The organism is Sporosarcina sp. SAFN-010 (genome assembly GCF_059415065.1).
The window spans coordinates 115,385-123,814 of the sequence record NZ_JBPFDS010000010.1 but is presented as its reverse complement, the minus strand read 5'-3'; the positions used below and the strand labels follow the sequence as shown (position 1 = coordinate 123,814).

General features: G+C 43.2%; 8 protein-coding genes and 13 tRNA genes. 17 read left to right on the top strand and 4 right to left on the bottom strand.

Features of this window, described 5'->3' with window-relative positions; genetic code table 11:
* The first annotated feature begins 1 nt into the window (after position 1).
* The 13 genes from ACR65F_RS12585 to ACR65F_RS12525 all read left to right on the top strand — a co-directional run bounded on the left by ACR65F_RS12585 (position 2) and on the right by ACR65F_RS12525 (position 1,211).
* Positions 2-76 (top strand) — tRNA-Glu (locus tag ACR65F_RS12585).
* 45 nt (positions 77-121) lie between these two features.
* A tRNA-Val gene (locus tag ACR65F_RS12580) sits at positions 122-197 on the top strand.
* Positions 198-220: 23 nt separating this feature from the next.
* Positions 221-295: transfer RNA gene (locus ACR65F_RS12575), tRNA-Met, on the top strand.
* A 3-nt stretch (positions 296-298) separates the two neighbouring features.
* A tRNA-Asp gene (locus ACR65F_RS12570) sits at positions 299-374 on the top strand.
* Positions 375-392: 18 nt separating this feature from the next.
* Positions 393-465, top strand: a tRNA-Phe gene (locus ACR65F_RS12565).
* Positions 466-473: 8 nt separating this feature from the next.
* Positions 474-549: transfer RNA gene (locus ACR65F_RS12560), tRNA-Thr, on the top strand.
* 13 nt (positions 550-562) lie between these two features.
* Positions 563-647: transfer RNA gene (locus ACR65F_RS12555), tRNA-Tyr, on the top strand.
* 8 nt (positions 648-655) lie between these two features.
* Positions 656-729, top strand: a tRNA-Trp gene (locus ACR65F_RS12550).
* A 44-nt stretch (positions 730-773) separates the two neighbouring features.
* A tRNA-His gene (locus ACR65F_RS12545) sits at positions 774-846 on the top strand.
* Positions 847-859: 13 nt separating this feature from the next.
* A tRNA-Gln gene (locus tag ACR65F_RS12540) sits at positions 860-931 on the top strand.
* Positions 932-937: 6 nt separating this feature from the next.
* Positions 938-1,012, top strand: a tRNA-Gly gene (locus ACR65F_RS12535).
* Between the two features lie 10 nt (positions 1,013-1,022).
* Positions 1,023-1,096: transfer RNA gene (locus ACR65F_RS12530), tRNA-Cys, on the top strand.
* A 34-nt stretch (positions 1,097-1,130) separates the two neighbouring features.
* Positions 1,131-1,211, top strand: a tRNA-Leu gene (locus ACR65F_RS12525).
* A gap of 139 nt (positions 1,212-1,350) precedes the next feature.
* On the opposite strand, the gene ACR65F_RS12520 is transcribed toward ACR65F_RS12525, so the two are convergent.
* On the bottom strand, positions 1,351-2,073 hold the full coding sequence (locus tag ACR65F_RS12520) for a B3/B4 domain-containing protein (protein WP_440504600.1): 723 nt from the start codon (positions 2,071-2,073) through the stop codon (positions 1,351-1,353).
* A 54-nt stretch (positions 2,074-2,127) separates the two neighbouring features.
* On the opposite strand from ACR65F_RS12520, the gene queG reads away from it, so the two are divergent.
* The 3 genes from queG to ACR65F_RS12505 all read left to right on the top strand — a co-directional run bounded on the left by queG (position 2,128) and on the right by ACR65F_RS12505 (position 4,915).
* The gene (gene queG, locus ACR65F_RS12515; protein ID WP_440504603.1) at positions 2,128-3,273 is read left to right on the top strand and encodes a tRNA epoxyqueuosine(34) reductase QueG; all 1,146 of its coding nucleotides are present in this window, start codon (positions 2,128-2,130) and stop codon (positions 3,271-3,273) included.
* A gap of 14 nt (positions 3,274-3,287) precedes the next feature.
* A complete protein-coding gene (trmL, locus tag ACR65F_RS12510) occupies positions 3,288-3,761 on the top strand; it encodes a tRNA (uridine(34)/cytosine(34)/5-carboxymethylaminomethyluridine(34)-2'-O)-methyltransferase TrmL (RefSeq protein WP_039042586.1) in 474 nt (157 codons plus the stop codon).
* 326 nt (positions 3,762-4,087) lie between these two features.
* The gene (locus tag ACR65F_RS12505) at positions 4,088-4,915 is read left to right on the top strand and encodes an aldo/keto reductase (protein WP_440504599.1); all 828 of its coding nucleotides are present in this window, start codon (positions 4,088-4,090) and stop codon (positions 4,913-4,915) included.
* A gap of 49 nt (positions 4,916-4,964) precedes the next feature.
* Here the strand turns inward: ACR65F_RS12505 and ACR65F_RS12500 are convergent, their stop codons facing one another.
* The 3 genes from ACR65F_RS12500 to ACR65F_RS12490 are packed head-to-tail and all read right to left on the bottom strand — an operon-like array spanning position 4,965 to position 6,730.
* Positions 4,965-5,804: an RluA family pseudouridine synthase gene (locus ACR65F_RS12500; protein ID WP_440504598.1), complete on the bottom strand. Its 840-nt coding sequence runs from the start codon at positions 5,802-5,804 to the stop codon at positions 4,965-4,967.
* A gap of 23 nt (positions 5,805-5,827) precedes the next feature.
* Positions 5,828-6,301: a thioredoxin family protein gene (locus tag ACR65F_RS12495; protein WP_039042583.1), complete on the bottom strand. Its 474-nt coding sequence runs from the start codon at positions 6,299-6,301 to the stop codon at positions 5,828-5,830.
* A gap of 3 nt (positions 6,302-6,304) precedes the next feature.
* The gene (locus ACR65F_RS12490; protein ID WP_039042582.1) at positions 6,305-6,730 is read right to left on the bottom strand and encodes a disulfide oxidoreductase; all 426 of its coding nucleotides are present in this window, start codon (positions 6,728-6,730) and stop codon (positions 6,305-6,307) included.
* Between the two features lie 117 nt (positions 6,731-6,847).
* Between ACR65F_RS12490 and ACR65F_RS12485 the strand changes: the two genes are divergently transcribed.
* Positions 6,848-8,404 (top strand): GNAT family N-acetyltransferase, encoded by a 1,557-nt coding sequence (locus ACR65F_RS12485; protein WP_440504597.1) that lies wholly within the window; start codon positions 6,848-6,850, stop codon positions 8,402-8,404.
* The last annotated feature ends 26 nt before the right edge of the window (positions 8,405-8,430 follow it).

The window sequence follows — 8,430 nt, the reverse complement described above, 5'->3', positions numbered from 1 at the left end:
TGGCCCCTTGGTCAAGCGGTTAAGACACCGCCCTTTCACGGCGGTAACACGGGTTCGAATCCCGTAGGGGTCACCATTTACATTCTTATGAATAAGATATGCCAGCAGCACATATTATTGTGGAGGATTAGCTCAGCTGGGAGAGCATCTGCCTTACAAGCAGAGGGTCGGCGGTTCGAGCCCGTCATCCTCCACCATTATATCTTAATAATAGTATTATCGCGGGGTGGAGCAGTGGTAGCTCGTCGGGCTCATAACCCGAAGGTCACAGGTTCAAATCCTGTCCCCGCAACCAAATGGTCCCGTGGTGTAGTGGTTAACATGCCTGCCTGTCACGCAGGAGATCGCCGGTTCGACCCCGGTCGGGACCGCCATTTTCTTTAAAACAATATGGCTCAGTAGCTCAGTCGGTAGAGCAAAGGACTGAAAATCCTTGTGTCGGCGGTTCGATTCCGTCCTGAGCCATCTTATATGCCGGTGTAGCTCAATTGGTAGAGCAACTGACTTGTAATCAGTAGGTTGAGGGTTCAATTCCTTTCGCCGGCACCATGAAATTCCCTATGGTGGGGTAGCGAAGTGGCTAAACGCGGCGGACTGTAAATCCGCTCCCTCCGGGTTCGGCGGTTCGAATCCGTCCCCCACCACCATTTTTTACAGGGGCATAGTTTAACGGTAGAATAGAGGTCTCCAAAACCTTTGGTGTGGGTTCGATTCCTACTGCCCCTGCCATTTATCTTACTTGTCTCTTGACTTGAAACATCATTATTATTATGGCGGTTGTGGCGAAGTGGTTAACGCACCGGATTGTGATTCCGGCACTCGGGGGTTCAATTCCCCTCAGCCGCCCCTTTTTTATTTTTGGGGTATAGCCAAGCGGTAAGGCAACGGACTTTGACTCCGTCACTCGTTGGTTCGAATCCAGCTACCCCAGTTATTAGCGGAAGTAGTTCAGTGGTAGAATACGACCTTGCCAAGGTCGGGGTCGCGGGTTCGAATCCCGTCTTCCGCTCCACTTATTCTACGGCGGCATAGCCAAGCGGTAAGGCACGGGTCTGCAACACCCTTACCACCGGTTCGATTCCGGTTGCCGCCTCCATTAATTGGTTTCCGTTTTATTATTTTTATAGTTTGCCCGAGTGGTGGAATGGCAGACACGTCGCACTCAAAATGCGATGCCGTAAGGCGTGCCGGTTCAAGTCCGGCCTCGGGTATCTTAGAAAAGGACAACTTCGGTTGTTCTTTTTTTATTTTCATTATTTTTTTAGTCAATTTTACTCTACATACAAAAAACCCGCTTTGAGTAGAGTCGGCGGGTTTCAAGTATTCGATTTAAAAATTGGTGAATGCTGTTCAATAATTAGATCTCTCATGAGGTGTTAAGTCAGGCACCTCGATAGAAGGTTTGCCCTGATGTAGAATGCTTGCTGTTGCCTCGCCTCCATTGATGCTGGTAAACATGGTCCCACACGCATTTGCTAAGCTTTGTGCTTCTTCTACACCCATGTCAGGTCGAAGGAATAGTACATGAAGTATTTCTGTTGTCTCTTCCGTGATTGCACTTCGGACAGAGTCAACATAGGGGCTGCCGAATGGACTGTATCCATCCTTCAGAATTAGAATGTTATGTAATGAATTGAATCTACCGTTTAATCCGTCGTATCCATCTTCTGCTTGTCCCGTGGTCACACGAATATCACCAAAAAGTGTTTCACGATTATACATACCAGAAGGAATTCCATATTGAAGACTGAACAAGGTATTCAAGTCGATTGCACTTGAATGGCTTTTCAGATAATCTTGTTTACTGACACGTCTATATAATGCTTCAACAGAAGGACGATAACGATTGGGATCTGCGCCTAGTGCTTTCCAAACCTTGCGCCATTCTCGGATTCCGTCGATCTCATTAAATGAGCGTTCCTCAAGTTCAAAGAAAAGTTGTTCCTGAAATAATTGAAGTCTTCCTTTTAGCATTTGAGGGGAATCTGATACGGTTGTCCTGTTATAATGGATGATGGCTACTTTGAATTCAGGAACTTCATCAAATATTGCAGGTTCTATATGAAATTTCATAAAATCACCCTGTTCGTATTTTTCTCAAGTTTATCATAAGGGAGGTGGCAGATGGTGAATATCGCTCAGTTGCAACAAGACTTAGTTGCCTATGCATCAGAGATTGGTATCGATAAAATCGGTTTTACAACAGCAGCTCCATTCTTGGAGTTGAAAAACCGATTGAAACGACAACAGGATCTTGGCTATCAATCAGGATTTGAAGAAAGTGATGTTGAAAAAAGGACAGAGCCTACTTTGCTATTAGATCGTGCAGAGAGTATCATTTCCATTGCGGTTGCCTATCCTTCCAAAATGACGGATGCACCGAAAGGGAAGAAGGGGGAGCGGCGTGGGATGTTTTGCCGAGCTTCGTGGGGAACTGATTATCATACAGTCTTACGTGAAAAGTTAGCGTTATTGGAAGTGTTCTTACATGAGCGTTCTTCTGAAGTGAAAACGCGTTCTATGGTCGATACGGGAGAACTCGCGGATCGGGCAGTTGCAGAACGTGCAGGTATCGGGTGGTCTGCGAAAAATTGTTCTATTATTACACCAGAGTTCGGTTCATATGTCTATTTAGGTGAGATGATTACGAATTTACCTTTTGAACCTGATGTGCCGATGGAGGATCAATGTGGAGATTGTACATTATGTCTGGATGCATGTCCGACAGGAGCTCTAATACAAGGTGGACAATTGAATGCGCAGCGTTGTATTGCTTTCTTGACGCAAACGAAACAGCCAATTCCTGAAGAATTTCGTAAAGAGGTGGGGAATCGCATCTATGGGTGTGATACGTGTCAAACTGTATGCCCAAAAAATAAGCGGAAATATAATTTAGAGCAAGAATCATTCGTACCTGAGGCAGAGCTCGTAAAGCCTCTTCTCCAACCGATTTTAAAGTTATCAAATCGGCAATTTAAAGAAACTTTTGGTCATATGTCAGGTTCTTGGAGAGGAAAAAATCCTATCCAGCGAAATGCGATCTTAGCTTTAGCACATTTTAAAGAAGAAGCAGCAATCCCAGATTTAGTGAATTTGCTAAAAACAGATCCACGTCCTATGATCCGCAATACGTGCGCATGGGCTATAGGGGAAATAGGAACTGAAAGTGGACGACTAGCACTTGAACAAGTATTAGAGACAGAAACTGAAACAGATGATACTGTACTTGAGGAAATTAAAAAAGCAGTCATGAAGATGACTGTAACTGAATAGAAGGAAGTGGAATTATGCCAATACACGTAGCGCTATTTGAACCGCTTATTCCGGCCAACACTGGCAATATTGCACGAACTTGTGCAGGCACTGGAGCAAAATTACATTTAATTGAACCCCTCGGCTTTTCAACGGATGATAAAATGTTGAAACGAGCAGGACTAGATTATTGGGAACATGTTGATATTACGTATCACGGTGGCATCAATCAATTGTTCGAGAAATATCCTGAAGGAATTTTCTATTTTATCACCAAGTTTGGGACGAAGACTTTCTCCGATTTCGACTTTTCAAATGTCGATCAAGATATCTTCTTTGTCTTTGGAAAAGAAACTACTGGATTGCCGACTGAGGTTACCGAAGCCCATTCAGATACGTGTCTTCGAATTCCTATGAATGAACATATTCGATCATTGAACCTATCCAACACTGCGGCGATACTCGTATATGAAGCGTTGCGTCAACAAGGTTACCCAGGCTTACACTAAAAAAAGGATGCAGCTCTAATTAGGCTGCATCCTTTTTAATGTGTTATTTTTTCACTTTGCCTGGCTTGTCAGCATAACCGCCTGTGAAGATTGCGGATAGGAATGCGAAGCAGACACCCATGATTAGAATTAGTCTCATCAGATACCCTCCTGTTGAATCAGTTGTTCTAACATTATTATACCGGAACCGCAACAAAAAGGAAATGACTCACTTTAAAATATATGACAAGTGTCTGACAAATTCTATTGCGTATTCGTGTTCAGTACTCCTGACGAATGATATGATTAAAATAAGAAATACGCGAAAATAAAGGAGTGGTACTACTATGGCAGCTACCTATTTAGAAACGAAACAACTTGCGAACGGAGTACATATGCCACGGTTTGGTCTGGGCGTCTATAAAATGACGGATTCCAAGCAAACGGTTGAAGCGATTACTTATGCATTGGAGCACGGATATCGTGCGGTGGATACAGCAGCGATTTACGAAAATGAGACAGAAACAGGAGAGGCGATCCGTGCTTCAGGGATTTCCCGCGATGAGCTTTTCATCACATCTAAAGTATGGAATACCGATCAAGGGTACGATCAAACCCTAAGGGCGTTTGAAACATCCTTAAAAAAATTAAAGCTCGACTATTTGGACTTATACTTGACGCATTGGCCGGTCAGCGGAACGTTCGTAGATACGTACCGTGCCATTGAACGATTGTATGAAGAAAAGCTGATTCGAGTACCAGGTGTCTCCAATCACCATATCCACCATCTCGAAAAACTGTCAGTCACGGCGAACATTGCGCCAATGGTTAACCAGGTTGAGTTACATCCTTTGCTAACTCAAGTCCCTTTGCGTAATTACTGTGCTCAACAGGATATTGCAGTAACGTCTTGGTCTCCACTTGCGCGTGGACAGCTTTTGGACAACGCTGTTTTAGGTGAAATCGGGAAAACACATCATAAGGCGGCGACACAAGTAATCATTCGCTGGCATCTACAGAAAGATTTAATCGTCATACCAAAATCCGTTACTCCAGAACGAATTTTGGAAAACAGTCAAATCGGTGACTTTGTCTTAACAGCCGAAGAGATGAAAATGATTGATGAACTGAACCGTGATGAAAGAACAGGTACAGACCCCGATACAATCGGATAAATGAAAAAGCGGCATGGGATACTATTCCCATGCCGCTTTTAGCTATTCATTAAACAGTAATCACAATTTTTTCACCCGTAAATGGATGAACAAAAGAAGTTTCTACAGCGGTTAAACGATACGTACCGTCTGGAAGAGCTACTGCTTCATACAAGTTATCTCCAACTACTGGATGACCTAAGTGAGCCATATGAACACGGATTTGGTGTGTCCGTCCTGTGTCGAGGGTCGCTTCGATCATAGTTGTTTGTTCTTTACGCTCAATCACTTTGAAGTGAGTTACCGCAGATTGACCTGACATTGAAATTCGGCGACGTGTTGGGTGATGTCGATCACGACCAATCGGCATATTGACACTGCCTTTCAACCGTTTCAATCGACCTTCCACTTCAGCATGGTAGAGACGGGTAATCTCGTTGGAAGCAATCATTCTGTCAAACATAGCTTTGGCCATTGGATGTTTTGCGACGATGACAACACCAGACGTACCTTTATCAAGACGTTGAATATGCTCTGCGTACGTACCGCCTGTCGCTTGTACATGGGCGATTACTGCATTCATCATCGTTGCTTCACGGCTAGTCCCGTCAGGATGAACGGCAATGCCATCAGGTTTGAAAACAGCCATGAAGTGATCATCTTCTGTAAGAACTTTCACTCCTGGTACATCTAATGGTGCGTATTCAGAGTGTGCTTCGGGTAACTGAAACGTTAACTCAGTTCCTGCTACTAGTGGAGTGCGCCATACGACAGGAACTCCCTCTGAATCCGTCACGGCATTTGCCATCCGTAATTCGTGAATGTTTTTCTTTCCTGCTTGCCAGTCATCCCGCAATAATTGTTCAAGTGTACCATCAGAGTCTTTCGCTGTGTACGTAAATGATGTCATTAATATGTCCTCTTTTCTGTTGCTCACTTTCCGTAATACTCATTAAAGAATGCGTGGATATTTTCTTCTGGTTGCAATCCAACAAGTCGGCCGACTTCTTTGCCATTCTCATATTGGACAAGTGCTGGCCATGCTTCAATACCATATTTCTCTTTTACTTCTTCACCAAACTCAAGCATATTGTACTGATTGATTTTCACGCCTTCTTCTTTTGCAATGGGCATGAGAATAGGGGTCATCTCCATGCAGTAGTGACATTCTGGATGGAAGTAGTACACCGTAGTAGGTTCACCAGATTCAATTTTCTTAAACGTTGCATCTGGCAGTGTAATGCTGTCGTAGTTTTCATTGCCGATCAAGTCAATCGTGGACTTCTCTAAATCGTCTGTACCATAGGGATTGTCAGCTAACTTCGATTTGTTTGAAGCCGTTGTAAGTACGATGATCGCAACAAAAAACACAACGATAATCCCACCAATGATTAATAATTTCTTCATAGATTATTTCGTCTCCTTCAACTGTTTTAGCATCATAACACTTGCAATGAATATCAAAGCAAATGCAACGAATGCCATGAATGGGATGGTGATAAAACCTAAATAATTCACGTATTGTGCTGTGCAAGGAACATCTCCACACGTTCCTGCATGTTCATGGAAGAAGCTAAGCTTTTGTGTTGCATAATGATAAGCCGACAAGCAAGCGCCGATGATGCTAAATGTCGCTGTTGTCAACGCAATACGTCCATTCTTCTGGATAAGTGCAATACCCGCAATAAGAACAATCGGATACATCAAGATACGCTGGTACCAGCAGTATAGACATGGGGTGAAACCTTTAACTTCTGAATAGTATAAGGAACCCAATGTTGCGACTAACGCAACGGTCCAGATCAGGAGTAACAAATTTTCCAAACGCTTGTTCATTTCGTGTGCTCCTCTCAGCGATTTCAACTCCTTATTATAGAGGGAAATCAACTTTTTTGCTAACGTTGGGCATAATCTTCGAAAAATAGGGTATTCAAGGTAGAGAGGTGATTTGTGTTGAGCGAAGAATTTGATTTATCATCATTTGAAATAAGCATGGTAGTTCGACAAATGGAAGTGTCGGACATCCCTGAAATATTAGTAATGCAGGAAGCGTGTTTTCCTGGAATGGACCCCTGGGAAACGGAACATTTGGAGAGTCATTTGACTGTATTTCCAGAGGGGCAGTTCGTTGCTGAGCTGGATGGACAAATAATTGGTTCATGCTCTAGTCTGATTTTAAATTTTGCAGAATATGATGATCGCCATACATGGGACGACATTTCTGATAATGGCTACATAACGAACCATAATCCTGAAGGGTACAATTTGTATGGGATTGAAGTGATGGTTCATCCAGAATTTAGACGCATGAAGGTCGGCGAACGACTTTATGAGGCACGAAAAGAACTTGCTCGTGAACTGAATTTGAAGTCCATAATTATCGGTGGGCGCATTCCGAACTATCATAAGCACTCAGATGAGATGTCACCGAGAGAATACGTTAACTCGGTTGCAAAACATCGCATCTATGACCCCGTTCTAACGTTCCAGCTGATGAATGACTTCACACTGATGCGTATCAATCCAAACTACTTGCCCGATGATAAGGCGTCCAAGCGTTATGCAACCCTGATGGAATGGAATAATATCGATTACAAAGCACTTTCAAAACGTCATTATAAAACGAGCTATCCCGTGCGTATTTGTGTCGTTCAATATTTGATGCGTAAAATTTCTTGCTTTGACGAACTAGCATCGCAAGTGGAATACTTTGTGAATATCGCTGCAGATGCAAACTCGGATTTTGTAGTGTTTCCAGAGATTTTCACAACTCAACTTATGTCCTTCCTAGATGAGCGTTCTGCAAGTCAGTCTGTACGTAAAATCTCAGAGTATACGGAAGAATATATCGAACTATTTAACAGCTTAGCGGTTCGTTATAACGTCAATATTATTGGCGGGTCTCACTTCGTTGAAGAAGAGAATGAGGAAATTTACAATATCTCTTACCTCTTTAGACGGGATGGTTCGATCGATAAACAATATAAGATCCATATTACCCCGAACGAGAAGAAATACTGGGGAATCAGTGCTGGAGATTCCGTCCGTGTCTTTGACACAGACTGTGGAAAGATTGCCATTCAAGTTTGTTATGATATTGAATTTCCCGAGCTTGCTCGAATCGCTACTGAAAAAGGGGCGAATATCATTTTCACGCCTTTCTGTACAGAAGATCGGCAAGGTTATTTGAGAGTACGTTACTGTGCGCAGGCTCGTGCTGTCGAAAACCAAATTTATACGGTCATTTCTGGTACGGTTGGAAACTTGCCACAGGCGGTTAACATGGATATTCAATATGCCCAATCTGCAATCTTCGCCCCTTCGGACTTTGAATTTGCCAGGGATGGGATTGTAGGAGAAGCAAATGCAAACCTAGAAACAGTGCTTATTGGAGATGTGGACTTAGAAGTGTTGAAGCGACAGCGTCAAGACGGTACGGTGAAGCAGTTGAAGGATCGCCGTCGAGATATCTACAATGTAGAGTACTTCCAAAAAAATGCAGAGCAATAAAAAAAGAGACGATTCCGAATAGGAGT